Raw genomic sequence first — 24,766 nt, 5'->3', positions numbered from 1 at the left:
CTTCCTGCGAAGGGCGGCCCCTGGGTTGCGGCCGGCTATGCCGGCCGGGCCGTCAGCCGGCGAGGCCGAAGATGAAGTCCGACGCCGTCAGGGTGATCGGGCGGTTGATCCCGAACACCAGGTCGGTCGCGCCGAGATCGACGGTCACCTGCGTGATGCCGCCGGCCAGGGCGAAGCTGATGTCGGCGAAGCCGATGCCCAGCCCGGACAGGTCGATCCTGTCGAGCCCGCGCTGGAAACCCCAGACCAGGTCGGCCTCGGCGGCACTGCTGTCGGGGCCCGTGCCGAAGACGAAGCGGTCCGCCCCCGCGCCGCCCGCAAGCGTGTCCGCCCCCGCGCCGCCCAGCAGCGTGTCCGCGCCGTCGAGCCCGTAGAGGATGTCCGCCCCGGCGCCGCCGCGCAGCAGGTCGTCACCGGCATCGCCCTGGAGGCGATCCCCCGCGTCGCCGCCATCGAGCGTGTCGGCCCCGTCGCCGCCATAGAGGCTGTCGCTGTCCGCCCCGCCCGAGAGGCTGTCGCCCCCGGCGCCACCGAGGGCCAGGTCGAGCCCGGCGCCGCCGAGCAGCACGTCGTCCCCGGCCTCGCCGTCCAGCCGGTCATTGCCCGCGCCGCCGTCGAGCGTGTCGGCGGAGATGTCGTTGCCGGCGCCGCCGAACAGGCTGTCATTGCCGTCCCCGCCGAGGACGCTATCGGCGCCCGCGTCGCCGAAGGCGCGGTCGTCGCCCGCGCCGGCCAGCAGGGTGTCGTTCCCCGTCCCGCCTTCCAGCCGGTCGATGCCGTCACCGCCCGAGACGCTGTCGGCGCCGTCGCCGCCGAGCAGGGTGTCGTTGCCCGAACCGCCCGCCAGCACGTCGTTGCCGGCCTCGCCGAAGGCGCGGTCGTCGCCATCGTCGCCGGACAGCGTGTCGTTCCCCGCGCCGCCATAGAGGTAGTCGTTGCCGGCGCCGCCGGAGGCGAGGTCGTCATCGAGGTTGAGGGTGCCGGCCACCAGCGTGTCGTCGCCCGTGCCGCCCGCCAGGGTGTCGGCGCCCGCGCCGCCATCCACCAGGTCGGCGCCGTCGCCGCCTTCGAGCGTGTCGTCGCCCGCGCCGCCGCGCAGCGTGTCGTTGCCCGTGCCGCCGCCGAGGCTGTCCGCGCCGCCGCCGCCCGAGAGGCTGTCGGCATCCGCGCCGCCCGCCAGGCTGTCATTGCCGCCGCCACCGAGCAGCGTGTCGTTGCCGAGGCCGCCGCTGAGCAGCGAGGCGATGTTGGTGTGGCCGACCAGGCTGTCGTTGAAGTTGGAGCCGACCAGCCCGTTGATGCCCAGGTAGCGGTCGCCCGCCGCCTCGCCCTGGTTGAAGGTTGCGTCGAAGGCCTGCTGCGGCGTGCCGCGCGGCGTGCCATCCGCGTTCAGGCTGGAATGGCGCAGGCTGGCCACCACCGCGGCGGAAGCCGTGCGATAGGAGGCGATGTCGAGCTCGAACTGGCCGCCGGGGATGGTGATGAAGACGCCCGCGGTGCCCACCAGCGTATCGGCGCCGAGGCTTCCTTCCAGCACGTCGCTGCCGAGCCCGCCCACAAGGCGGTCACCCTGCGCGCTTCCGAGGAGGGTGTCGGCGCCGTTTCCGCCGTCGATCGTGTCCGCGAGCGAGCCGGTGACGGAGCCGAGGCCGAGCGCGTCGTCGCCCGCGAGGCCGAGGATCACCTCGGCGTCGGTGGTGCCGGTGAGTGTATCGGCAAGAAGGCCGCCGGTCAGCGTCGTTGCGGACATAAGCCTCTCCATGAGTACGAAAAAGGAATGTTCCGGATGCTGCCGTATCGTTCTCGCGTTATCAACCACCGCGCGATTTTTTGGCATTGATGCCGTCTCATGGAGCGAAGCCGGTCGGCTGCCCGGCACGTCGCGCCGGGCGCCGGGCCGGCCTGGGGTGGCGAAAGGCGGTATCGGCGGGGAAAGCTGTGCGGCGCCCTTGACCCGTGGCCGCGACGTGGCATGTCGGCCCCCATGCAGCTTCCCGTCACGCCCGCGCCCACCCCGGATGCCGATGCCCAGAGGCGGCGGCTGGCCGTGGTGCTGTTCAACCTCGGCGGCCCCGACGCGCCGGAGAGCGTGCGGCCCTTCCTGGTCAACCTGTTCACCGACCCGGCCATCCTGCGGGTGCCGGGCTTCATCCGCCCCTGGCTCGGCCGGATCATCGCCTGGCGGCGGACCAGGCCCGCTTCCGAGAACTACGCCATCCTCGGCGGCCGCTCGCCCCTGCTGGAACTGACGCTGGAGCAGGCGCGGGCGCTGGAAGCCGCGCTCGACGACGGCGGGGAGGTGGAGGCGAAGTGCTTCGTCGCCATGCGCTACTGGCACCCGATGAGCGACGAGACGGCGGCGGCCGTGAAGGCCTGGAACCCGGACGAGGTGCTGCTGCTGCCGCTCTACCCGCAGTATTCCACCACCACCACCGGCAGTTCCGCCATCGCGTGGGAGAGGGCTGCGGCGAAGGCGAAGCTCGACGTGCCGACCACCACGCTCTGCTGCTTCCATTCGGATGCCGGCTTCGCCGACGCCACCGCCGCCATCGTCCGCAAGGCCTGGGACGAGGCGCGCGCCACGCTCGACCCCGCGGTGCCGCTGCGGGTGCTGTTCAGCGCCCATGGCCTGCCGGAGAGCATCGTCGCCGCCGGCGACCCGTACCAGTGGCAGGTGGAGCAGTCGGTCGCGCAGGTGGTGGAACGGCTGGCGCTGCCCGGGCTCGACCACGTGGTCTGCTACCAGTCGCGCGTGACGCCGCAGAAATGGATCGGCCCCTCGACCGAGGACGAGCTGGAACGGGCGGCGCATGACAAGGCGGCGGTGCTGGTGGTGCCCATCGCCTTCACCTCGGAGCATTCCGAGACGCTGGTGGAGCTGGACGTGGAATACCGCGAGGAGGCGGAGAAGATGGGCCTTCCCGCCTATTTCCGCGCCCCCGCCCAGAATGCCGACGCCGCCTTCATCGCCGCCCTGGCCGGGCTGGTGCGCCGCGCGCGGACGGGGGGGCGGAGCCTCTGTTCCTTCGCCGGGGCCCGGCAATGCCCGAAGCAGCACCGCGACTGCCCGCATGAACGGGCGAACGCCGCGCGCAAGGGCCAGGTGGCGGCGTGACCGGCAGCCTGGTCCCCCTGCCGGAGGCGGTGCTGTTCGACTGCGACGGCGTGCTGGCCGACAGCGAGGGGCTGCACAACCGCATCCTCGCCGAGGAGATCACCGCGCTGGGCTGGGAGATGGACGCGGAGGCCTGCGAGCGCCGCTTCATCGGCCTGTCCTGGGAATCGATCGTGCCGCTGGTGCAGGCCCGGCTCGGCCCGGACAGCGTGCCGGCCGATTTCGTCGACACCCTCGTCCGCCGCGTCATCCGCGGCCTGCGGGAGGAGCTGCAGCCGATGCCCGGCGCGGTCGCGGCGGTGGAGGCGATCCGCGCCGCGGGGGTGGGGCTGGCGGTGGCGAGCAACTCCTCCCGCGCCGAGCTCTCGACCAAGATGCAGCGGCTGGGCCTCGCGGAGGTCTTCCGCGGGCGCGCCTTCAGCTACCAGGACGTGGCCCGCCCGAAGCCGGCGCCCGACATGTACCGAGCCGCCGCCGCGGCCTGCGGCGCCGACCCGCATCGCTGCGTGGTGGTGGAGGACAGCGTCACGGGCGCGCGCGCCGGCCGCGCCGCAGGCTGCCGCGTGCTGGGCTTCGCCCATGCCACCCCCGCCGAGGCACTGCGCGAGGCCGGGGCGGAGCCCTTCGCCTCCATGGCGGAACTGCCGGCGCTGATCGGACTTCCCGGAACACGCCGCCCGCGCGCCGCGGGCTGAGACGAAGGGGACGGCCATGCCGCACCGCCTGGCCCGGCTGGGAATGCTGCTACTGCTTGCCGGCCCCGCCCTTGCCCAGCCGCCTCCGGCTCCGCCCGGCGACCGGCTGCTGCGCCCGGGTGGGCGAGAGGGCTATGTCGTGGATCCCTCCAATGGCTGCTGGGCCTGGATGAGCGGCTTCCCGCGCGAGGCGACCGATTTCGCCTATCGCTGGACCGGCGCCTGCCCTGAGGGCGGTGCGGAAGGGCCGGGGCGCAGCAGCTTCGCCTGGCGCGAGGGCGGGACGCGGCACGAGATGGTGCATGAAGGCACGCTGCGGGCGGGCAAGGCGGTGGGCCGGGGCACGCTGCTGAACCTCGAGGATGACGAGGTGCGGGTGGTCGAGACCGGCGACTTCGTGGACGACATGCTGGTGTCCGGCCGGGTCGAGGTGCCGCGGCTCGGCATCGTCTACGAGGGCGGCGTGCTGCGCGGGCGGCCGCATGGGCACGGGCGGCTGACGGTGGGCGGGCGGAGCTTCGAGGGCGAGTGGCAACTCGGCTGCCTCGGCCTGCCGGGCGGCCGGTGGATCGGGTTCGGCCGGCCGGCCGAAAGCTGCGAACAGCAGGGAAGCTGATGACGATCGACGCGCTGGCCGACTGGTACCCCTGGACCAAGTCGTTCCACCTGATTTCCGTCTTCGCCTGGATGGCCGGGCTGTTCTACCTGCCGCGGCTGTTCGTCTACCACATGCAGGTCCCGGCCGGGGATGCGCGGTCCGAGATGTTCAAGGTGATGGAGCGGCGGCTGCTGCGCGCCATCATGAACCCCGCCATGATTGCGGCCTACCTGTTCGGCATCATGCTGGTGCTGACGCCGGGCATCGTGGACTGGCGGGCCGGGTGGTGGCACGGGAAGCTGCTCGGCATCGTGGTGATGACCTGGGTGCACCATGACCTCGGCCTCGCGCGGAAGCGATTCCTGCGCGACGAGCGGCCGCGGACCGAGCGCGCCTGGCGCATCCTGAACGAGGTGCCGACGCTGGCGCTGATCCTGATCGTCGTCATGGTGATCGTGAAGCCGTTCTGAGGAGTCGCTTGGGGCGAAGCCGGGCCGAGCGAGCGGAGGCGAGAGACCTCCTGCGTTTCGTTCCGGACCGCATGTGGCTTTCGTGTCACGGAGATCACGGCGGCGGGAGCTCACGATTGCGTGTGCCGTGTAGGTTGTATACCGTTCGGGGCTCCTTCGACGCGCAGGAGCCCGCATGGCAGACGAGACCTCCCCGCCCGCCGAGACGGGCGCCCTGCGCGATGCCTGGCGCCTCGCCCGCAACTGGTTCGCCGCGGAGCCGCTGGTCGCCGGTGGGCTGACCGTCGCGGCCATCGGGCTGATGCTGATGCAGCTTGCGATCGACTGGGGGTTCGCGTTCTGGCAGCGCGCGTCCTTCGACGCGCTCGAGGCTCGGGACGGCGCAGCCTTCCTGGCGCAGATTGGCGTCTTCGCCGGCCTGATCGCGGCGCTGATGGCGGTGAATGTCGGGCGGCTCTGGTCGCGGCAGATCCTCGGCATGCGGTGGCGGCGCTGGCTGGTCCTGAAGCTCCAGGCGGCGATGCTGACCGGCAGCCGGCACCACCGGATGGAGATCGGCCAGGGCGGCGCCGACAACCCTGACCAGCGCATCGGGGAGAACACGCGCTGGGCGACGGCCATCGCCGTCGACCTGGTGCTGGGCTTCCTCTACGCCGTTGTGCTGCTGCTGTCCTTCGCGGGGATGTTGTGGCATCTCTCGGCCGGTTTCGCGCTGCCGCTTGGGGGCGGGGCGGAACTGCCGGTGCCGGGCGGTCTGCTCTGGGCGGCGCTGCTCTATGCCGGGCTCTGCGCGACGATCACCTGGCGGCTCGGCCGCAGCCTCCCCCGCATCCACATGGACCGCAACGCGGCCGAGGGCGATCACCGCTTCGCCCTGGTGCGCCTGCGCGAGAACAGCGAGGCGATCGCGCTGATCCGGGGCGAGGCGGATGAGCGGCGGGGGCTGGCCGCGGCCTTCGCCCGGGTGGAGGCCGCGATGCACCGCATGTTCCGCTCGGAACGCGCGCTGATGTGGCTGGGGTGCTGCTACATGCCGGTGGCCGGCGCGGTCGCGATGGGACTGTCCGCGCCGCGCTTCTTCGCCGGCGCCATCACGCTCGGCATGCTGATGCAGTCGGCACATGCCTTCCACGAGGTGGTCCGCGCCCTGACCTGGTTCACCGAGAACTGGCCCCGCCTGGCCGACTGGCGCGGCCATGTCGCCCGCGTGGTGGAGCTCGAACGCGCCTGCGAGGCGGCGGGCCGCCCCGGCGCGCTGCGGCGGGAGGAGGGCGCGGAGCAGCTGGAGGTGGCCGGCCTCGTGCTCGACACCGCCTGCGGCCGCACCCTGGTCGCCGAGGCCGCGCTGACGCTGCGCCCGGGCGAGCGCGTGCTGATCATGGGAGAGAGCGGCAGCGGCAAGTCCACTCTGTTCCGCGCCATCGCCGGGCTGTGGCCCTGGGGCGGGGGCGGGCTGCGGGCGCCCTGCCCGAGCGCCAGCATGTTCCTGCCCCAGCGGCCCTACCTGCCCCTCGGCACGCTTGCCGCGGCGCTGGCCTATCCCGCCGCGCCGGACGCCTTCGCGCCGGAGGCGATGCGGGCCGCGCTGCTGCGCTGCCGGCTGCCCGGGCTGGCCGGGCGCCTTGCGGAGGAGGCGCGCTGGGACCGCGTGCTGTCGCTCGGCGAGCAGCAGCGGCTCGCCTTCGCGCGGCTGCTGCTGCACCGCCCGCGCTGGGTGTTCCTGGACGAGGCGACCTCCGCGCTCGACGAGGCGAACCAGGGCGCGATGTTCGCGGCTCTGCGGGACCTGCTGCCGGATGCGGCGGTGCTGTCCATCGGCCACCGGTCGACGCTGGTGCCGCATCACGATCGCGTGCTGGCCATGGTGCCCGGGCCCGGCGGGGCGAGGCTGGTGGCGGTGCCGCCGCTGCGGGAAGCGGGAGGCCACCCGCCGGCGACGGCGCTGCTCGGCCTGTCGCGGCGGGGGGATGCCACCTATGCCCGCAGGGCCTTGAATCCGCGGCAGCCTGTTCCATCTGCCGGTTGACGGTCGGCGCGGCGACCCCTAGGTTCGCGGTGCCTACCGGCAGTCGGCCGGGCGTCACGACACGGGATTGCGGGCGGTCTCCAGCCTGCGGTGCCCATCGGGACATCGCCGATCCCTCCCTTCCAGCCCCCAGGTTGCCGCGGTTCAAGCCCTCTTATCGGGCGCGCGGCACGGTCAAGGGCATGCTGGCCGCGCCTAGCGGCGCGCCGCCTGTCCCACCGGTCCCGGGGTTCCGCCTGCCCCTTCCTCGCGCACGACGGACGCGACGCCATGCATCTTTCCGAACTCAAGGCCAAGACCCCGGCCGACCTGCTCGCCTTCGCCGAGTCGCTGCAGATCGAGAACGCGTCCAGCTTGCGCAAGCAGGACATCATGTTCGCGATCCTGAAGACGCTGGCGGAGAACGAGCAGGCGATCTACGGCGACGGCACGCTGGAGATCCTGCCCGACGGCTTCGGCTTCCTGCGCAGCCCGCAGGCCAACTTCCTGCCCGGGCCGGACGACATCTACGTCTCCCCCGCGCAGGTGCGCCGCTTCGGCCTGCGCACCGGCGACACGGTGGAGGGCCAGATCCGCGCGCCGAAGGACGGCGAGCGCTACTTCGCGCTGCTGAAGGTGGACACGATCAACTTCGAGCCGCCCGAGGCGCTGCGCCACCGCATCAACTTCGACAACCTCACCCCGCTCTACCCGACGCGCCGGCTCAAGATGGAGAACCCGGACATCGAGAGCGTGGCGAAGGGTCCGACCAAGGACTACACGCACCGCGTCATCGACCTGGTCGCGCCGATCGGCATGGGCCAGCGCGCGTTGATCGTCGCGCCGCCGCGCACCGGCAAGACGGTGATGCTGCAGAACATCGCCAAGTCCATCACCGCCAACCACCCCGACGTCTTCCTCATCGTGCTGCTGATCGACGAGCGGCCGGAGGAGGTGACCGACATGGCCCGCACCGTGCGCGGCGAGGTCGTGGCGTCGACCTTCGACGAGCCGGCGACGCGCCACGTCCAGGTCACCGAGATGGTGCTGGAAAAGGCGAAGCGCCTGGTGGAGCACAAGCGGGACGTGGTGATCCTGCTGGATTCCATCACGCGCCTCGGCCGCGCCTACAACTCGGTCGTGCCGTCCTCGGGCAAGGTGCTGACGGGCGGCGTGGACGCCAATGCGCTGCAGCGCCCGAAGCGCTTCTTCGGCGCGGCGCGCAACATCGAGGAAGGCGGCTCGCTCACCATCATCGCGACCGCGCTGATCGACACCGGCAGCCGCATGGACGAGGTGATCTTCGAGGAGTTCAAGGGCACCGGCAATTCGGAGCTCATCCTCGACCGCAAGCTGTCCGACAAGCGGACCTTCCCCGCGATCGACATCACCAAGTCCGGCACCCGCAAGGAGGAACTGCTGGTGGAGCGCGGGATGCTGTCCAAGATGTGGGTGCTGCGCCGCATCCTGAACCCGATGGGCACGCAGGACGCGATGGAGTTCCTGCTGGACAAGCTGAAGTATTCCAAGACCAACCAGGACTTCTTCGACGCGATGAACACCTGACGGTGTCCGCCGCCGCGCCCCCCCCGCCGTGCGGCGGGGGCGCGGCGGCATGAACGGCTGACGGCCCTTCGCGCGGCGCCGGGCCGCCGCCGATGCGGCGCATGGCCGCCCTCCCCCCCTGGGCAGCCTTGTGTGGCATCGCGCAGGATGCGGCCGAGGAGTTCAGCCCGACGATGCCAGAGCCATCCCTGTCAGCACGGCTGCTGCGCGCGGCCGTCTTCGCCGCCCGCGTGCATGCCACCCATCGCCGCAAGGGGGCGTCCGCCGAGCCCTATGTGAACCACGTCCTCGAAGTGGCGCAGATCCTTGCCGAGCATGGCGCGCCGGAGGAGGCGGTGCTGGCCGGCCTGCTGCATGACACGGTGGAGGACAGCGGCGACGACCCCGAGCCGGTCACGCATGGGCATCTCGTCGCGGAATTCGGCGAGGCCGTGGCCGGCCTGGTTGCCGAGGCGACGGATGACACCTCCCTTCCCAAGGAGACCCGGAAGGCGCTGCAGGTGCGCCATGCGGCGGGGCGGAGCGCGGGGGCGAAGATGCTGAAGCTGGCGGACAAGATCTCCAACCTGCGCGCCATCGCCGATAGCCCGCCGCCGCATTGGGACCATGGTCGCAAGGTCGAGTATGTCGGCTGGGCCGGCCGCGTGGCGGCCGGGCTGAAGGGCGCGAGCCCCGCGCTCGACGCCCTGTTCGACCGCACCTATCGCGACGTGATGGCCCGCTTGGCGGCGGAGGCGTGAGCATGGCCGGGGATGCAGGCCTGCCCGGCATCCGCGCGATCGAGCGAGCGACGCTGGCCGCGGTGCCCGCGCCACGCCTGCTGTTCGAGGGACCCTTCGTGGTCAGGACCTTCCTGGGCGGCACGGGACGCGCCAATTCGGCGTGCTCGCTCGACCCCGCCGAGGACCCGGCGCTGCCGGAGAGGGTCGCCCGGGTGGAAGCCTTCTATGCCCGGTTCGGGCGTGCCTGCCGCTTCCGCTCGACACCCCTCGACCCGATCGGGCTGGGCCCGCTGTTGCTGGGCCGGGGCTACCGGGAGGTGGATGAGAGCCAGGTGCTCTGCGGGCCGCTTGCCGGCTTCGCGCGCGCCGATGACGCGGTGACGGTCCTCGATGGTCCGGACCCCGAATGGATGGAGGTCGTCGGCACGGCGGAGCATCAGGTTCCGGCGCGGCGGGCCGAGAAGCTCGGCATGAAGGACCTGCTGGGCATGCCTGCAGCCTGGCTGTTGCTGCACGAGGGCGGCGTCCCGGCCGCCTGCGCCTTCGCGACGGCCGATGGCCCCCTTGCCGGGCTGTTCGATCTGGCGGTGCGACCGGAATTCCGCCGCCGCGGCCTTGGGCAGCGGGTGATGGCGGCGGCGGGGTGCTGGGCTCGCGGGATGGGGGCGGAGTTCGCCTATGCGCAGGTGTCCTGCGCCAATGCCGCGTCGCTCGCGCTCAATGCCGGGCTCGGGCTGCGGGAGCGGTATCGCTACCGGTACCTGGTCCGGGCGTGAGCCATCCGGCGGGCCTGTGCCCGGTTTGCCTTCGGCGGTGGCGTGACCCAGGGCTCCGGGTCACGCCGCCGCCAATCCCTGGCGCGGGCGGGCACTACGGGAGCAGGACGGTGCTGCCGGTCGTCCTCCGTGCCTCGAGGGCACGGTGCGCTTCGGCCGCATCCTTCAAGGCGAAGGTCTGATTGACCCGGATGTTCACCTTGCCCTGCGCGACCACGTCGAAGAGCGCCGCGGAATGCGCTTCCAGGTCCTCGCGCTTCGCGGTGTAGGTCGCGAGGGTCGGCCGCGTGAGGTAGAGCGAGCCCTTGGCGGCGAGGATGCCGATATCGGTCGTCACCGGACCCGAGGCATTCCCGAAGGACACCATCATGCCGTAGGGGGCAAGGCAGTCGAGGGATGTGGTGAAGGTGTCGCGGCCGACGCTGTCGAAGACGACGGGCAGCATCGCGCCTCCGGTGATCTCCTTCACCTGTGCGGGAAGCGCTTCGATGCCGACCACGACGTGATCGGCCCCGTGGGCGCGGGCGAGGGCGGCCTTCTCCTCCGTGCTGACGCAGCCGATCACGGTGCAGCCGATATGCTTGGCCCATTGCGTCATGATCAGGCCGACGCCGCCCGCCGCGGCGTGGATGAGGATGGTTTGGCCGGGCTGGACCTTGTAGGTGCGGGTCAGCAGGAAGCAGGCGGTCATTCCCTGGAGCATCATCGCCGCCGCCTGCTCGAGCGAGATCGCGTCCGGCACCTTGACCAGACGGTCCGCCTTGATGGTGCGGGCTTCGGCATAGGCGCCGATCGGGGCGGTGGCATAGGCGACGCGGTCGCCGGGCGCCACATGGGTCACGCCTTCCCCGACCGCCTCGACCACGCCGGCCGCCTCCATCCCGATCGTCGCGGGCAGGGACGGTGCCTTGTAGAGGCCCGTGCGGAAATACACGTCGATGTAGTTCAGGCCGACGGCACGGTGGCGCACCAGGGCCTCGCCGGGCTTCGGCGCCGGCAGGGGCACGTCCTCCCAGATCATCTGCTCGGGGCCGCCATATTCGTGGACGCGGATGGCATGGTTCATGACGATGCGGTCCCTGGAAGGTTGGTTCTGCCCATCGGGGCGAGGAGGGCGAGCGGATCGCCCGGCGAGCATCCGGCCCGGCGCTCGTGGTCGAGCAGCCAGCGCTTGGTCGCAGGTCCCTCCCCGCCGGAATAGCCGCCAAGCATGCCGCCGGTGGCGACGACGCGGTGGCAGGGGATCAGGATCGGGATGGGGTTCGCGCCATTCGCCTGGCCGATGGCGCGGGCAGCGGAGCCGAGAAGTCGGGCAAGGTCGCCATAGGACCGCGTCTCTCCCGGGGGAATGTCCTGGAGGGCCTGCCAGACACGCCGCTGGAAAGCGGAGCCATGCGGCGCGAGGGGCAGGTCGAAACGCATCCGGCGTCCGTCGAAGTAGTCCTGGATCTGTCCCACTGCTTCCACCAGCAGCGTGCTGCGCGTCTGGTCGCGACCGCGGCCCCAGTCGAGTGCGACGATGCTGCCGTCCTCTTCCGAGACGGTGATCTCGCCGATCGGGGTGAGGCAGGTGAGTTGCGGCATTCCGGGGATCCAGGAGGCGCGCCATGCGCCACAACCGGCGGCCTTCCGTCAAGCGGGGGTGCGTTGCGGGAGGATCGGCGCGACCGGGCCGGGCGCTGCGGGGCTGGCTAGGGCCGAGGTGGAAGGCGCATGTCGGGCCATGCCCGGCCCTGGCGGCAGCGCGCCCCGGCCGCTACATCGCGGGACCAGGCGCCCGACCCAAGGAGATTGCCGTGACCGACCTTCCTGACGCGATCCCCGCAATGTCGGAAACGGACCCGCCGCCCTACTTCCGGGCCCATGTCTTCGTCTGCTGCAACCGGCGGCCGGACGGACACCGCCGGGGGTCCTGCGCGGCGCGCGGCAGCGAGGACCTGCGCGATTACATGAAGGCGAGGGCCAAGGAGCTCGGGCTGAAGCAGGTCCGGGTGAACCAGGCCGGCTGCCTGGACCGATGCGAATTCGGGCCGACCATGGTCATCTATCCGGAGGGCATCTGGTACAGCCCGAAGACCCGGGGCGATGTGGACGAGATCCTCGAAGCGCATCTCGTCCAGGGCGGAAGGGCGCACCGGCTCATGATTACGGAGCAGGACATCGTCGGGAAGGGGTGACCGATGCACCCTGCCGGCTGCCCTGAAACCGCGTCCTGCCACATCCCTGTCACCACTGGAGTGTTTCACGTGAAACACTCGACGCGGCAGGTTCGCGGCTGGATTGCTGCGTGACCGGTGCCCTCGACACCATCTTCGCGCGCGCATCTGGAACAGGGGCAGCCGCAGTCACCCTGGTCCGGTTGTCCGGTGGAGAGAGCGGGCGGGTCCTTTCGGCCCTCTGCGGCAGGCTGCCGCGCCCGCGCCATGCAAGCCTCCGGCGCCTCCTCGCGCCCGGCAGCGGGGAGGTGCTGGATCACGCGCTTGTCCTGTGGTTCCCCGGCCCGGCCAGCTACACGGGCGAGAGCGCGGCGGAACTGCACCTGCACGGCGGCACCGCCGTCTGGGAGGCGGTGTCGGGCGCCCTCATCCGGTTGGGATGCCGGCCTGCGGAGCCGGGCGAATTCACGCGCCGTGCCTTCCTACACGGCAAGCTCGACCTGACGCAGTGCGAGGCGATCGCGGACCTCATCCAGGCCGAGACGGAGGGCCAGCGCCGCCAGGCCCTGCGCCAAGCGGACGGCGCCCTGTCGCACCTCTATGGAGACTGGGTCGCGAGGGCCACCCGCATCCTTGCCCACCAGGAAGCAGCGATCGAATTCGAGATGGACGACCTGCCGAGCGACCTGGACGAGAAGGCGCGCCTGGCCGCCCATGCGCTCGCTGCCGAGATGGCTGCCCATCTCGACGACGGTGGCCGTGGAGAGAGGATGCGGGAGGGATTGTCGGTCGCCATCCTCGGCGCGCCGAACGCCGGCAAGTCGTCATTGCTCAATCTTCTCCTCGGCCGCCCGGCCGCGATCGTCTCGGCCCGGCCCGGCACGACGCGCGACGTGGTGGAAAGCCGCCTCGACCTCGCGGGTGTGCCGGCCTTCATCTCCGACACCGCCGGGTTGCGCAGCACCACGGACGAGATCGAGGAGGAGGGCGTGCGTCGCGCCGAGGCGCTGGGCAGGAATGCCGACATCGTCATGGCCGTCTTCGCCGCGGACCGCACGCCCGAACGGGAAACGCTCGACCTCCTGGGGCAGCGCGCGGACAGCCTGGTGGTGGTGAACAAGAGCGATCTCGCCCCCGTGCCGGTCGAACTCGCGGGCCGCCGGGTCCTGCCCGTCAGCGCCCGCACCGGCGACGGGTTCGCCGGGCTGCGCGCCGCCCTGGCGCAGGAAGCGCAGCGTCTCGCCGGCATCGGCGCCGCTCCCGTGCTGACGCGGGCACGCCACAGGGCCGCGATCGCCGAGGCGATGGCCGCGCTGGCCGCCGCGCAGCAGGCCCGCCTTCCGGAACTCGCCGCCGAGGATTACCGCGCGGCGCTGCAGGCGCTGGGGCGCCTGACGGGAAGGGTCGAAGTGGAGGCCATCCTCGATTCCGTCTTTCGCGACTTCTGCATCGGGAAATAGGGCGCACGCAGGCCGCGTCTGCATCCTAGGCAACAGACATCGGCCCGGAATGCGCTATATCGCGCCGCATGGACGGGACGATGCGCTTCGATGTCGTGGTGGTCGGCGGTGGGCACGCCGGATGCGAGGCCGCGGCGGCGGCCGCGCGCTGCGGCGCCCGGACCCTGCTGCTGACCCATCGCCTCGACACGATCGGCGAGATGTCCTGCAACCCCGCGATCGGAGGGATCGGCAAGGGGCATCTGGTGCGCGAGATCGACGCGCTGGATGGGTTGATGGCCCGCGCCGCCGATATGGCGGCGATCCATGTCAAGCTGCTGAACCGCAGCAAGGGGCCGGCGGTGCGCGGGCCTCGCGCGCAGGCCGACCGCAAGCTGTACCGCCGGGCCGTCCGGCAACTGCTGGACGCCACCCCCAACCTGACCCTTCACGAAGGCAGCGCCGAGGACCTGGAGATCGGCCGAGAGTGCGAGGTTTCCGCGGTCATCCTGGCGGGCGGCCTCCGCATCGCCTGCGGCGCCCTCGTCATCACGACGGGCACCTTCCTGCGGGGCGAAATCCACCTGGGCGAGCAGCGGATCCCCGCCGGCCGCCGTGGCGATGCGCCCGCGATCGGCCTGGCCCTCGCGCTGGAACGCCTTCGCCTGCCCCTGGCAAGACTCAAGACCGGAACGCCGCCCCGGCTCGACGGGCGCAGCATCGACTGGGACATGCTGGAGCCGCAGCCCGGGGATGACCCGCCCGAGCCCCTGTCCTGGCTGACGGACCGCATCCGCAACCCGCAGGTGGTCTGCCGCATCACCAGCACCACGCCCGAAACCCATGCGCTGATCCGGGCCAACCTGCACCGCAGCGCCGTCTATGGCGGGCGCATCCAGGGGGCCGGCCCACGCTACTGCCCGTCCATCGAGGACAAGGTCGTCCGCTTCGCCGACCGCGACAGGCACCAGGTGTTCCTGGAACCGGAAGGCCTGGACGACGACACCGTCTATCCCAACGGCATCTCCACCAGCCTGCCGGAGGACATCCAGGCGCGGCTGATCGCCTCGATGCCCGGGCTGTCGAGGGCACGGGTCCTGAAGCCGGGCTATGCGATCGAGTACGACCATGTCGATCCCCGCGTGCTGCATCCATCGCTCGAGGTGAAGTCGGTCCCCCGGTTGTTCCTGGCCGGGCAGATCAACGGCACCACCGGCTACGAGGAAGCGGCGGGGCAGGGCGTGATGGCCGGGCTGAACGCCGCGCTGCGGGCGGGCGGGGCGTGTCCAGACCGGGTGCTGCGACGGTCCGAAGCCTATATCGGTGTTCTCATCGACGACCTGGTGCTGCAAGGGGTGTCGGAACCCTATCGGATGCTGACGGCCCGGGCCGAACATCGCCTGAGCCTGCGCGCCGACAATGCCGGGCTGCGGCTGACCGGGCAGGGCATGGCCTGGGGCTGCATCGGGGGCGAACGGGCGCGGCGCCACGCAGCCTTCGCTGGCGCGGTCGCGGATGCGATGGCCCGCGCCGCCTCGGCCACTGCCACGCCGGCCGCCCTGGCGGAGGCCGGGATCGACATCAACCAGGATGGCCGCCGGCGCACCGCGCTCGAGGTGCTCGCCCTTCCCGGCATCACCGCCGTGGCCGCCGCGGTCGTGTTTCCCTGGCTCGCCGAGCTGCCATCCGACGTCGCCCTGCAGGTCGAGGCCGAGGCCGCCTATGCCCCGCATCTCCGTCGGCAGGAAGCGGAGCGGCGCCTGCTGGAGCGTGAGGAGCGCCTGGCGATCCCCGATGGTCTCGACTTCTCCCGCGTTCCGGGCCTCTCGAACGAGATGCAGGGCCGCCTCTCCCGCGCCCGTCCCGCCAGCCTGGGCAGTGCCGGGCGGGTTCCGGGGATCACCCCGGCGGCCATCGCGGCCCTCGCCGTCCATCTCCGGCGCGGCGCGCAGGGCTGAGGATTCGACGTGGTTCAAGCAAGACCGGATGAAGGGTCGGACATGCCGGGCCGCCCCCTGCCCGCACCGCTCCCCGAGCCCCGGCTCGACGCGGCCGCCCTCCGGCGCCTCGACGCGTTCCTCGACCTGCTCCTGCGCTGGAATGCCCGGATCAACCTCGTCGCCGATGCCGCGCCCGAGGCGATCCGCACCCGCCACCTGGCCGATTCGCTGCAACTCCTGTCGCTCCTGCCGGACGACGCGACTGCGCTCGCCGATCTCGGCTCCGGCGGCGGCTTCCCCGGCCTCGTCCTTGCCGCGGCCACCGATCGCCCCGTCCATCTGGTCGAGTCCGACCACCGCAAGGCAGCCTTCCTGACCGAAGCCGCCGCCCGGCTGGGCCTGCGCCACGTCCGCGTGCATGCGACACGGATCGAGAACCTGCGGCTTCCACCGGTGGGCGTCGTCACCGCGCGCGCCCTCGCCCCGCTTTCGGTGCTGCTGGGCCATGCCTCCCGCCTGCTCGCCCCGGGCGGGACCGCCATCTTCCCGAAAGGGCGCACGGCGAGCGCCGAGTTGACCGCCGCATCCGTCGAATGGACATTCCGCGCCGAGCAGTTCGCAAGCCGGACCGACCCCGAGGCCACCATCCTCCGCATCCACGACATCCGTTGCAGCGCCGCTGATGCCTGACGGCAAGCCCCCGCGCATCCTGGCCTTCGCCAACCAGAAGGGCGGCGTCGGCAAGACGACCACGGCCATCAACCTTGCCACGGCGCTTGCTTCCGACAGGAAGGTGCTGCTGCTCGACCTCGACCCGCAGGGCAATGCGTCCACCGGCCTCGGCATCCCCCGCAACGAACGCAGCCCCGGAAGCTACGCCCTGCTGGTGGAAGGACAGCCCCTTCCGGCCCTTGCCCGCGCCACGCAGATCCCGAACCTGCACCTCCTGCCCGCCGACCCCGACCTCGCCGGCGCCGAGATCGAACTCGTCGGGCGGGACCAGCGCGAGCGTTGCCTGGCCAATGCCTTCGCCGCCAATGCCGCGGCGCTCGCCGGATTCGACTTCGTCTTCCTGGACTGCCCCCCCTCGCTCGGCCTCATCACGCTGAACGCCCTGGTCGCCGCGGATGGCGTCATCGTCCCCTTGCAGACGGAGTTCTTCGCGCTCGAGGGGATCAGCCACATCACGCGCACGATCGACCGCGTGAAGCGCGCGCTGAACCCGCGGCTCGGCCTCGACGGCATCGTCCTGACGATGGTGGACCGCCGCAACAACCTGTCCGAGCTGGTCGCGAGCGACGCGCGCAGCTTCTTCAAGGACAAGGTCTATGACACCGTGATCCCGCGGAACGTGCGCGTCACCGAAGCGCCTTCCCACGGGCTTCCGGTGCTGCTCTACGACTTCCGTTCACCCGGCGCGCAGGCCTATGTCCGGCTCGCGGCCGAGTTCCTCAAGCGCGATCGGGCGCGGAAACCATGACGAGCACCACCCGCAAGCCCGCCTCCCGCCTCGGGCGCGGCCTGTCCGCCCTGATCCCGGACGCCCCCGCCCCGCCGGATTCCGCCGCCCTGCGTTCGGTGCCGGTCGAGGCGCTCGAGCCCGGGCCCTTCCAGCCGCGCGGCGGCATGGACCGCACCAGCCTCGACGAACTCGCGGCCTCCGTGCGGGAACACGGCATCCTCCAGCCCATCCTGGTGCGGGAGAAGCCGGATGCCCCCGGCAGCTACCAGATCATCGGCGGCGAGCGCCGGTGGCGCGCCGCGCAGCTGGCCCAGCTGCACGAAGTCCCCGTCGTGGTGCGCGAGCTCGGCGACCGGGAGGCCATGGCTGCCGGCCTGGTGGAGAACCTCCAGCGCGCCGACCTCAACGCGATGGAGGAGGCGGAAGGCTACCGCCGCCTCCTCGAGGAATTCGGCCTGACGCAGGAGACGCTCGGCCAGGCGGTCGGCAAGAGCCGCAGCCATGTGGCGAACACCATCCGCCTCCTCGGCCTGCCCTCGCCGGTGCGCGACCTCGTGCGCAACGGGGTCCTCTCCGCCGGCCATGCCCGCGCCCTGATCGGCGCCCCCGATCCCGGCCGGCTGGCCGCGCAGGTGGTCGCGCGTGGGCTCAATGTCCGCCAGACCGAGGCGCTGGCCTCACGTCCCCGCCCCGACGGCGCCCGCCCACCCGGCGGCGCGCCGGTGCGGGACCGGGAGATCGCCGCCCTCGAACGGGACCTGACGGAGAAGCTCGGCCTCAAGGTCAGCGTCCGGCACCAGGGCAAGGGGGGAGAGGTCGTGATCCGCTACGGCGACCTCGACCAGCTGGACGGCGTGATCAGGTTGCTGGCCGGCACCGGCTGAGCGGCTTGCCGGGCGGCTGCGCTCAGCGGCGGCCGAAGCCCGCCGCCTGCCGTGCCACCGCTGCCACCGCGGCGCGCGCCAGGGCCGCATCCGCGTCCCGGAAGGCGGTCGTCTTGGTGCGCTTCTCCGCCTCCAGCAGCGCGGCGCCGGCCGCTTCCCGCGCCGGCGCCGGCCAGATGCGAAGCGCCCGGTCGAAGGCGCCCTTGTGGCGGAAGAAGACCGGCGGGCGCAGCACCCCGGCATCGCCGCCCGCCAGTGCCGCCTCATGCAGTCTTTGCAGGTGCCGCAGCGCCGCGCGGAGGACCTGCACCGGGCTCGTGCCTTCCGCGAAGACCGCGTCCAGCGCCCTGTCCGCCGCCGCCACGTCGCCCGCCGTCGCCGCCATCAGCGCCTCGTCCAGCTCCAGCGCATCGCCTTCCGCGCCGCAGGCCAGCGCCGCTTCCTCGTCCACCCTGCCGCCCGGTCCGACATAGAGCGCGAGCTTCTCCACCTCGCGCCGCATCAGCATCCGATCCTCGCCGAGCCGCGCCGCCAGCCAGGACAGCGCCGCCGGATCGGCGCCGACGCCCTGCTCCTTCAGCAGCCGCCCGATGCTGCCGGCCAGCTCCTCACCCCGCTCGCGGTAGCAGGCGATCACCGCCACCTCGGGCGCGGCTTCCGCCAGGACACGCAGCTTGGACCGCGCCGTCAGCTCCCCGCCCTCCAGCACCAGCAGCGCCTCGCCTGCCGTCGCAAGGGCCTCCTTCAGGGCGCTGGCATGGGCATCCGTCGCCTCGCGCAGGCGCACCACGCGCCGCCCGCCGGTCATGGCCAGGGACGCCGCCTCCCCCGCCAGCACGCCCGGCTTTGCCGCTTCGTCGCGGCCGAGTTCGGCCATCCGGAACGGGTCGTCCATCGCGCCGGCGAGGACGGCCCGCACCAAGCCCTCCGCGCGTTCGCGCACCAGGCCCGCATCGTCGCCATGCAGCAGCACCGCCCGCACGCCGGACGGATCGGCCAGCACGGCACCCGCGCGCCGCGCATCGAGCTTGGCCATCGACCCTCCAGGTCAGCGCGGCGGCCAGCCGGGCCCGCTCACCGCAGCCCCACCCCGCCGCCAAGCCCGCCGCCTATCGTCCCGGCACCGGGCTCCAGCAGGCCGGGCCCGCCGGGCACGAGGCGCTCCGGCAGCGCCGCCGGAACCTCGACAGGCGGGATCAGCGATGACGTGCCGCCCGTCACGCCGGTGCGGAAGCGGATCGCGACGCGGGTTGCCACCTCCTCGGCCAGCATCTCGGCAAGCCGCCGCTCGGCCGCGTCGCGGCTGGAATCCGAGGCGAAGAACTGGTTCGGCGGCACGTTGAACGCCTCGATCGCCCGTTCGAAGCCGTTCGCCACCGTCTCGGGCGGGGTCGAAAGGCGCACGAGCCACCAGTTCGCGGTCGCGACGTAGCGCACCCGGCTGACCGCGCCGTCGCGCTGCACGCCGAGGCCCTCGGTCTGGATGGAAGGGCCGACCCGCAATTCCCATCGCGCCACCTGCGGCCCGCCGACGCCGGTGCCGAGCCGCTGCTGCAGCCCGCGCCGCAGCAACTGCCCGAAGCGTTCGGGAATGAGCGACACGCGCGTTGCCGCAAGCTCCTGCGCCACCGCAGGACTCTCGGCCCCCGCGACACCGCCTTCGCCATGGAGCGGCCGGAAGCCGCAGCCCCCCGCGCCCAGCGCCACCATCCCGGCCGCGCCGCGCAACCAGGCGCGCCGCCCGGACAGGGCGGCGTGGTCCCGCGCCATATCAGACAACGAAGTTGACCACCCGTCCCGGGACATGGATCCGCTTCTTGATCGGCTTGCCGCCAAGCGCACGCTGCACGTTCTCGTCCGCCTCGGCCAGAGCGAAAATCTCCGCCTCCGCCGTGCCGGCCGGCACCTCGATCGTCGCGCGCAGCTTGCCCAGCACCTGCACCGCCAGGGTGACCGCCTCCACCCGCAGCAGCTCGGCCTCCGGCTCGGGCCAGGGCAGTTGCGCCACCAGGCGGTCGGCGCCCGGGTTCAGCAGGGCGTACACTTCTTCGGCCAGATGCGGCATCATCGGCGCCGAAAGACGCGCCAGCATCTCCAACGCCTCGCGCCGGGCGGCGCCCATGCCTTCGGCGGCGGCCTGCGCCTCCATCTCGGCGATCGCGTTCGCGAATTCGTGGATGCGCGCGACGGCCACGTTGAAGGCGAAGCTTTCCAGCGCCTCGGTCACGGCGGCGATGGTGCGGTGCGTCACCTGCCGCAGCTTGCGCGCCGGGCCGGCTGCGGCCGGCATCGGCGCCCCGGCCGGCGCCAGCGCGGGCAGGGCGTTGGCGGCAAGGCGCCAGACGCGCTGGGTGAAGCGGAAGGCGCCGGCCACGCCGGATTCCGTCCACTCCATGTCCCGCTCCGGCGGGTTGTCCGACAGGATGAACCAGCGCGCGGTGTCGGCACCGTAGCGGCCGATGATGGCGCCGGGATCGACCGTGTTGCGCTTCGACTTCGACATCGCCTCGACGCGGCCGATCGTCACGGGCTCGTTGCCGCCCTTGACCACGGCGCTGCGCGTGCCGTCGCCCTCGACCGAGAACTCCACCTCCTCCGGGTAGAGCCAGCGGCCATCGGCGCCCTTGTAGCTTTCGTGCTGCACCATCCCCTGGGTGAACAGCCCGGCGAAGGGCTCGGCCAGTTTCAGGTGGCCGGTGGCCGCCATCGCGCGGGTGAAGAAGCGGCTGTAGAGCAGGTGCAGGATCGCGTGCTCGATGCCGCCGATATACTGGTCCACCGGCAGCCAGGCATCGACCGCAGCCCCGGTCACCGGCTCCGCCGCGCGGGGCGAGCAGAAGCGCGCGAAATACCAGGAGCTGTCGACGAAGGTGTCGCAGGTGTCGGTCTCGCGCCGCGCCGCCCTGCCGCAGGACGGGCAGGCTACATGCTTCCAGCCCGGGTGGTGGTCGAGCGGGTTGCCCGGTTTCGAGAAGTCCACATCCTCGGGCAGCTTCACCGGCAACTGGTCGTCCGGCACCGGCACGGCGCCGCAGGCCTCGCAGTGGATGACCGGGATCGGGCAGCCCCAGTAACGCTGGCGGCTGACGCCCCAGTCCCGCAGGCGCCAGTTCACCACGCCCGTGCCCTGGCCCTTCGCCTCCAGCGCCTCGATCGCACGGCGCTTGGCGGCCGGCACGGCCAGTCCGTCGAGGAAGCCGGAATTGAAGATCGTGCCGTCATCCGTGTAGGCGGCGTCCGCCACCGAGAAGCCGGCGGGATCGCCGCCCGGCGGCAGCACGACGGGCCTGATCGCAAGCCCGTATTTCGACGCGAACTCATGGTCGCGCTCATCATGGCCCGGGCAGCCGAAGATCGCGCCGGTGCCGTATTCCATCAGCACGAAATTGGCGATCCAGACCGGGAAGGTCACGCCTTTCAGGAAGGGATGCGCGACGCGCAGGCCGGTGTCGAAGCCGCGCTTCTCCGCCTGTTCGATCGCCGCCTCGCTGGTACCCATGCGGCGGCATTCAGCCACGAATTCCGCCGCCCTCGGGTCCCGCGCCGCGGCAGCGGCAGCCAGCGGGTGCTCTGCGGCGACAGCCAGGAAGGACATGCCGAACAGCGTGTCGGGGCGCGTGGTGAAGACCTCCACCTCCGCCATGCCGGCCACCGGCTCCGCCAGGGGGAAGCGCACCCGCGCGCCCTCGCTGCGGCCGATCCAGTTGGCCTGCATCAGCTTCACCCGCTCCGGCCAGCGGTCGAGGCCGTCGAGCGCCTGCAGCAGGTCGGGCGCATATTTCGTGATGCTCAGGAACCACTGGCTGAGCTTCTTCTTCTCGACCAGCGCGCCCGACCGCCAGCCGCGGCCGTCGATCACCTGCTCATTGGCCAGCACGGTGCCGTCCACCGGGTCCCAGTTGACCCAGCTCTCCTTCCGCTCGACCAGGCCGGCCTTCCAGAAATCCAGGAACAGCTTCTGCTGGCGGCCGTAGTATTCGACGTCGCAGGTGGCGAATTCGCGCGACCAGTCGAGCGACAGGCCCATGCGCTTCAGCTCCGCGCGCATGTTGGCGATGTTGTCGTAGGTCCACTTCGCCGGGTGCACGCCGCGTTCGCGGGCCGCGTTCTCCGCCGGCAGGCCGAAGGCGTCCCAGCCCATCGGGTGCAGCACCAGGTGCCCGCGCGCGCGCTTGTAGCGCGCCACCACGTCGCCCAGGGTGTAGTTCCGCACATGCCCCATGTGGATCTTGCCCGAGGGGTAGGGGAACATCTCCAGCACGTAGTATTTGCTGCTGCCTTCGGGCGGCACATCCGGCACGGCGAAGCAGCCGCGCCGGTCCCATTCCGCCTGCCAGCGGGGCTCGGCGGCGGCGAAGTCGTGGCGCGCCACCGCGTCGCGGGACGGGGTGGCGGCGGAGGCGGTGATCTCGTTCATCGTGCTGTGCTGCGTGATCCTGCTCGGACGCACGCATAGAGCCGCGACGCCCCGCTGCAAAGGGCGTGCGTGAGCGGATCAGGCCTGCGAAAGGGGCCGCCGGCGCCCGTGCCGGCGGCAGGCGTTCAGCGGGCGGCGGCCGTGGACTGCGCGCGCAGCTCGCGCGCGCGGTTCAGCACCTGGTCCTCGATCTCGGTGCCGGTGCCGGCGGCGACAGGCGCATCCACCCAGGCGCTGCCACGCAGTTCCTGGCGGAACACCACCACCCGCACCCCGTCGGAACGCAGCTGGCGGCTGAGGATGTAGGCGGTGGCCTTGAAGCGTTCGCCCGGCGTGCCGGGCGGCGAGTACCAGTCCGTCACGATGACGCCGCCGAAGGGATCGGCCGAGGTCAGCGGCATGAAGGACAGGGTGTCGAGCGTGGCGCGCCACAGGAAGGCGTTCACCCCGATGCCCGCCGCCTGTTCGCCGCCGCCGCCGGTCGCGCGCTGCTGCGCGCCGCTGCGGTCGTTGCCGAAGATGAGGATGCCGTTCTCGCCGGCCAGGCGGCCGCGCACGCGGGCGCGGCGGCTGTCGTCGTTGTACTCGTCGAGCCCCGGCGTCCGCGCATTGTCGGCCAGGGTGCCGCAGCCGGCCAGCACGCCGGCGACGATGCCGACCGAGAGAAGGTTCCAGAGCCGCCGCATGATTTCCATCCCAAGCCGTCCGGGGCGCCGGGCCCCGCAGCCGCTTCTTAGCCCCTGCCGCGCCGGGCGAAAAGGACAGCCCCCTTGCCCGGGGCGAAAGGAAAAGGGGCGGCGGGTTGCCCCGCCGCCCCCTTCCCGGCCTCGCTCGGCCTTCCGGTCCCCGAAGGGGATCAGAAGGTGATGCGGGTGCCGATGACGATCACGTCGATGTCGCGGTTGTTGCCGAGCGGGCCGTTGCCCGCCGCGACAGCGGCCGCGCTGCCAGGCGCGATGTTCTTGTCGGTCACGCTCGTGTAGTTCGCGAACAGCTCCATGCCGGGGGCCAGCAGGTAGGAGGCGCCGAGGCCCCACACCGACTGGGTCCGGTCGGCGAGCGCGCCGCCGTTGTCACGCTCGGCGCGGGCATAGAAGGCGCCCAGCGCCCACGGGCCGGTCACGTAGGTCGCGCCGAGGCCCCAGGTGCTGGAGTTCGCGCGGCCGGCCGGCAGCGCCGAGCCGGTCACGCCGCCGTACTTGCCCCAGCGATACATGCCGCCCACCGTGAAGCCGAAGCCGGACAGGTTCAGGCCGGCCTGGTACTCGGTGATGTCCTGCAGGTTCGCGTTGTTCTCGGGCGCGTCCATGCGGTGCGCGGCGAGACCGGCGGCCACGCCGATGTTGCCGAAGGTGCCGCGGTAGCGGATGGCACCCGACAGCTCGTTGCGGTTGCTGTCGTTCGGGTCGCGCTGCAGCACCTGCGTGCCGGCCGTCAGGCCGGAGACGACGGAGCGGAACTCCTCGCCCTCGCGGCGGTTCGGCGCGAAGCTGATGCCGAAGTCGAAGCCGAAGAACTGCGGCGACAGGTAGATGACCTTGGAGCTGTCGTTGCCGTCGTTGATGTCGGCCACGAGGTAGCGGTTGCCGTCGGCGGCGAGCGCCACGAACTCGTCCCAGTTCGTCGACATGCCGAGCTGCTGCACGGCGCCCGGCAGGGAGACGGCCATCTGCGACGCGGCGCTGTCCTGGTCGCCGAACATCAGGGTGCCGAGGGTCGGGGAGGAGACGTAGCCCCAGAACTCGTCGGTGTCGACGCCCGTGCCGGCCGTGGTGGCGGCCTGCGGGATGAAGTTGTCGACCTGCAGCTCGATCTGCGCGCCGTAGGCCAGGCCGTTCGCGGCCTTGCCGTTGACGATCACGACGATCTCGGCGTCGGTCTTGAAGTCGATGCTGTCGCGGCCGACCGTGCGGGCCGGACCGGCAGCGCCGGCAGCGATCGCCACGGCGCGACGGTCGGCGGTGTCATCCACCCAGCCGCCGGTGAACTCGAAGTAACCGCCGAGGCGGACGCCGAAGGTGCCCGGCGCGGCGGCCGAACCCGGGACGCCCGTCGTCGGGGACGGCGTGCCGCGCGGCTCGCCAGCCAGGTAGCCCTGCAGACCCTGGGCCTGGGCGACGCCCAGGCTCAGAAGCGCAGCGCCAGCCACCGCCGTGGTGCCCAGCAGAATCTTGCGCATGCTTTCTACTCCTCCTGTACCGGGTAGCCCCCGGCATGCGTCGGCCCGCCTGCCCCCCTCGGCAGGGCGCCATGCTGGTGGATTACTCCCCCGTCACGGTCAGGCCCGTCGAGACTATTGTCCGGCCCCGGAACCGACGTCCACCGGCCAAAGAGGCGCATCGCGTCTTCATTGAAACACTGTGGCGGTGAAGCAACAGCGTGTTTCCGGGAATTTCGCTGGCCGCCCCGCGCCAGCCCACTGATGGCCGCGAACCCCTCGGCCCGCCCCGCGCCCCGCCGCGGCAGCCGCCCCGCCGTCGCCGACGACACCCCGCCCAGCGCCACCGCCGGCCGCCCCAGC

Annotated in this window: 22 protein-coding genes; 14 read left to right on the top strand and 8 right to left on the bottom strand. The window is 72.0% G+C overall.

The annotated features are described in order from the left end of the window. Positions 1-52: 52 nt before the first annotated feature. The gene (locus tag ACK8OX_RS16075; protein ID WP_430665231.1) at positions 53-1,750 is read right to left on the bottom strand and encodes a calcium-binding protein; all 1,698 of its coding nucleotides are present in this window, start codon (positions 1,748-1,750) and stop codon (positions 53-55) included. 234 nt (positions 1,751-1,984) lie between these two features. Here ACK8OX_RS16075 and hemH point away from each other — a divergent pair, with 234 nt between their 5' ends. The 8 genes from hemH (at position 1,985) to ACK8OX_RS16035 (ending at position 9,947) form a co-directional block, all read left to right on the top strand. Then, the gene (gene hemH / locus ACK8OX_RS16070; RefSeq protein ID WP_430665230.1) at positions 1,985-3,115 is read left to right on the top strand and encodes a ferrochelatase; all 1,131 of its coding nucleotides are present in this window, start codon (positions 1,985-1,987) and stop codon (positions 3,113-3,115) included. Beyond that, entirely contained in the window at positions 3,112-3,810 is a 699-nt protein-coding gene (locus tag ACK8OX_RS16065; RefSeq protein WP_430665228.1) for an HAD family hydrolase, read from the top strand. The genes hemH and ACK8OX_RS16065 overlap by 4 nt, the downstream gene beginning before the upstream one ends. 16 nt (positions 3,811-3,826) lie before the next feature. Further along, positions 3,827-4,426 (top strand): hypothetical protein, encoded by a 600-nt coding sequence (locus tag ACK8OX_RS16060; protein ID WP_430665226.1) that lies wholly within the window; start codon positions 3,827-3,829, stop codon positions 4,424-4,426. Then, a complete protein-coding gene (gene hemJ, locus ACK8OX_RS16055; RefSeq protein ID WP_430665224.1) occupies positions 4,426-4,878 on the top strand; it encodes a protoporphyrinogen oxidase HemJ in 453 nt (150 codons plus the stop codon). The genes ACK8OX_RS16060 and hemJ overlap by 1 nt, the downstream gene beginning before the upstream one ends. A gap of 175 nt (positions 4,879-5,053) precedes the next feature. Continuing rightward, positions 5,054-6,904, top strand: a complete 1,851-nt coding sequence (locus ACK8OX_RS16050) for an ABC transporter ATP-binding protein/permease (protein ID WP_430665222.1) — start codon at positions 5,054-5,056, stop codon at positions 6,902-6,904. 270 nt (positions 6,905-7,174) lie between these two features. Beyond that, complete coding sequence (gene rho, locus ACK8OX_RS16045) at positions 7,175-8,449, top strand: transcription termination factor Rho (protein WP_430665221.1); 1,275 nt, start codon at positions 7,175-7,177, stop codon at positions 8,447-8,449. A 173-nt stretch (positions 8,450-8,622) separates the two neighbouring features. Beyond that, positions 8,623-9,189 (top strand): HD domain-containing protein, encoded by a 567-nt coding sequence (locus ACK8OX_RS16040; protein WP_430665219.1) that lies wholly within the window; start codon positions 8,623-8,625, stop codon positions 9,187-9,189. Positions 9,190-9,191: 2 nt separating this feature from the next. Then, positions 9,192-9,947, top strand: a complete 756-nt coding sequence (locus ACK8OX_RS16035; RefSeq protein WP_430665217.1) for a GNAT family N-acetyltransferase — start codon at positions 9,192-9,194, stop codon at positions 9,945-9,947. 94 nt (positions 9,948-10,041) lie between these two features. Here the strand turns inward: ACK8OX_RS16035 and ACK8OX_RS16030 are convergent, their stop codons facing one another. Further along, on the bottom strand, positions 10,042-11,013 hold the full coding sequence (locus ACK8OX_RS16030) for a quinone oxidoreductase family protein (RefSeq protein ID WP_430665215.1): 972 nt from the start codon (positions 11,011-11,013) through the stop codon (positions 10,042-10,044). Further along, entirely contained in the window at positions 11,010-11,531 is a 522-nt protein-coding gene (locus tag ACK8OX_RS16025) for a methylated-DNA--[protein]-cysteine S-methyltransferase (RefSeq protein ID WP_430665214.1), read from the bottom strand. Before ACK8OX_RS16025 ends, ACK8OX_RS16030 begins: the two co-directional genes overlap by 4 nt. A gap of 212 nt (positions 11,532-11,743) precedes the next feature. Here ACK8OX_RS16025 and ACK8OX_RS16020 point away from each other — a divergent pair, with 212 nt between their 5' ends. The 6 genes from ACK8OX_RS16020 (at position 11,744) to ACK8OX_RS15995 (ending at position 17,828) form a co-directional block, all read left to right on the top strand. Next, on the top strand, positions 11,744-12,124 hold the full coding sequence (locus ACK8OX_RS16020; protein ID WP_430665212.1) for a (2Fe-2S) ferredoxin domain-containing protein: 381 nt from the start codon (positions 11,744-11,746) through the stop codon (positions 12,122-12,124). A gap of 110 nt (positions 12,125-12,234) precedes the next feature. Then, the gene (gene mnmE / locus ACK8OX_RS16015) at positions 12,235-13,563 is read left to right on the top strand and encodes a tRNA uridine-5-carboxymethylaminomethyl(34) synthesis GTPase MnmE (protein WP_430665210.1); all 1,329 of its coding nucleotides are present in this window, start codon (positions 12,235-12,237) and stop codon (positions 13,561-13,563) included. A gap of 68 nt (positions 13,564-13,631) precedes the next feature. Further along, a complete protein-coding gene (mnmG, locus tag ACK8OX_RS16010) occupies positions 13,632-15,500 on the top strand; it encodes a tRNA uridine-5-carboxymethylaminomethyl(34) synthesis enzyme MnmG (protein ID WP_430665208.1) in 1,869 nt (622 codons plus the stop codon). Positions 15,501-15,542: 42 nt separating this feature from the next. Next, the gene (gene rsmG, locus ACK8OX_RS16005; RefSeq protein WP_430665206.1) at positions 15,543-16,172 is read left to right on the top strand and encodes a 16S rRNA (guanine(527)-N(7))-methyltransferase RsmG; all 630 of its coding nucleotides are present in this window, start codon (positions 15,543-15,545) and stop codon (positions 16,170-16,172) included. Beyond that, on the top strand, positions 16,165-16,962 hold the full coding sequence (locus tag ACK8OX_RS16000) for a ParA family protein (protein ID WP_430665204.1): 798 nt from the start codon (positions 16,165-16,167) through the stop codon (positions 16,960-16,962). Before rsmG ends, ACK8OX_RS16000 begins: the two co-directional genes overlap by 8 nt. Then, positions 16,959-17,828 carry a ParB/RepB/Spo0J family partition protein gene (locus ACK8OX_RS15995; protein ID WP_430665203.1) on the top strand — a complete coding sequence of 290 codons (870 nt, stop codon included), beginning with the start codon at positions 16,959-16,961 and terminating at the stop codon, positions 17,826-17,828. Before ACK8OX_RS16000 ends, ACK8OX_RS15995 begins: the two co-directional genes overlap by 4 nt. 22 nt (positions 17,829-17,850) lie before the next feature. On the opposite strand, the gene holA is transcribed toward ACK8OX_RS15995, so the two are convergent. From holA to ACK8OX_RS15970, 5 genes are all read right to left on the bottom strand, one after another. Next, entirely contained in the window at positions 17,851-18,864 is a 1,014-nt protein-coding gene (holA, locus tag ACK8OX_RS15990) for a DNA polymerase III subunit delta (RefSeq protein ID WP_430665202.1), read from the bottom strand. A gap of 38 nt (positions 18,865-18,902) precedes the next feature. Then, positions 18,903-19,598, bottom strand: a complete 696-nt coding sequence (gene lptE / locus ACK8OX_RS15985; RefSeq protein ID WP_430665201.1) for an LPS assembly lipoprotein LptE — start codon at positions 19,596-19,598, stop codon at positions 18,903-18,905. Between the two features lies 1 nt (position 19,599). Next, positions 19,600-22,245 (bottom strand): leucine--tRNA ligase, encoded by a 2,646-nt coding sequence (leuS, locus tag ACK8OX_RS15980; protein WP_430665199.1) that lies wholly within the window; start codon positions 22,243-22,245, stop codon positions 19,600-19,602. A 125-nt stretch (positions 22,246-22,370) separates the two neighbouring features. Next, on the bottom strand, positions 22,371-22,931 hold the full coding sequence (locus ACK8OX_RS15975; RefSeq protein WP_430665197.1) for a DUF3576 domain-containing protein: 561 nt from the start codon (positions 22,929-22,931) through the stop codon (positions 22,371-22,373). A gap of 170 nt (positions 22,932-23,101) precedes the next feature. After that, entirely contained in the window at positions 23,102-24,424 is a 1,323-nt protein-coding gene (locus ACK8OX_RS15970) for a porin (RefSeq protein WP_430665195.1), read from the bottom strand. Positions 24,425-24,766: the final 342 nt, after the last annotated feature.

It is taken from the genome of Falsiroseomonas sp. CW058 (genome assembly GCF_050563535.1).
Lineage (GTDB): Bacteria > Pseudomonadota > Alphaproteobacteria > Acetobacterales > Acetobacteraceae > Falsiroseomonas.
This window is presented reverse-complemented; position numbering and strand designations above follow the sequence as displayed.